At 43.4% G+C, this 1,228-nt stretch carries 2 protein-coding genes; both read left to right on the top strand.

What is annotated here, in order from left to right; genetic code table 11:
- The coding region (locus AC1DVJ_RS31025) for an early set domain-containing protein (RefSeq protein WP_477596792.1) at nucleotides 1-411 on the top strand (411 nt) is incomplete at its 5' end.
- 95 nt (nucleotides 412-506) lie between these two features.
- Nucleotides 507-1,228: serine hydrolase domain-containing protein (locus AC1DVJ_RS31030; protein ID WP_477596793.1), on the top strand; the 722-nt coding region annotated here is incomplete at its 3' end.

A 1,228-nucleotide genomic window follows, 5' to 3' on the forward strand; every position in this document is an offset into this window, starting at 1 on the left:
CCGTATGCCCAATCAACCGTTACTTCAATTACTTATAAGCCAAATGGCATTTATCGTTACTACGCTGAGCTTACCAATGCGTATGGGACAACGAAGAGCAGTGTGTACACTGTAAACGTAACGCAAGCTGCGCCAGCCAAACCGGTTTTATCCAACGATAACTGGGATGGTGACGGAAACTTCAACATCAACATGAACATGTGGTGGGGAGTCAATGGAACAACATATAATTTATATGAGAATGGGACTCTCATCTATACACAAGCATTGACAAATAACAACCCGACTGCCCAATCTGCTTTGAATGTTGCAGCCAATAAGGTAAAGGGCACCTATGCGTATCGTGCTGAGCTTGTCAACTATGCGGGTGCCACGTCTAGTGATACGATGATTGTCAATGTAACCAAGTAAGTTAGCTTACAGCAAAAATTCCCCCTGCCTATCAGTATCAGGGGGAATATTTTGTTGTTCTAAAGATAGAATCGGATAAGAAAGGTGTGTAAGAAATGGCAGAAAAGAATGCATTGCCGACTGGTATCCCGGAAGAGGTGGGTATTCCATCATCGTCCATACTTAATTTAATAAAAAGCCTAGAAGCTAACCAGTTGTGTATGCACAGCATTATCATATTGCGTTCGGGAAAAGTAGTAGCGGAAGGTTACTGGAAACCTTTTAGCGCTGACAAAAAACATCGTATGTATTCTGCCAGTAAGAGCTTTGTTTCTGTTGCAATCGGTTTAATGGAAGGAGAAGTACTGCTGTCTCTGGATGATCGTGTTACTACATTTTTCCCTGAAAAACTTCCCTCTAGTGGCGTACATCCTTATATAGAAAAGATGACGATTCGCGATCTGCTGATGATGGCATCAGCCCATGAAAAGACCACTTTCAAGCAAGTTAATGATGATGACTGGGTGAGGACATTTTTTACGGTTCCGCCAACTCATCTGCCAGGCACCGTTTTTTCGTACGATACATCCGCGACAGTTACGCTTACCGCTATTGTAGAGAAAGTAAGCGGGACGTCATTGCTTGAATACATGCATCCACGTGTACTTACGCCCATCGGTTTTTCGGAAGATGCGTATTGTTTAAAGACCCCATTAGGGGTCTCTAACGGGGGTTCAGCCATTTTTTGTACCTCACGAGATCTTGCGAAATTTGCATTAACTTGCATGCAGGAGGGGGGATTTGACGGCAAGCAGTTAATTCCTGCGGACTATATGAA

Source organism: Paenibacillus sp. P4_A9, assembly GCF_056402415.1.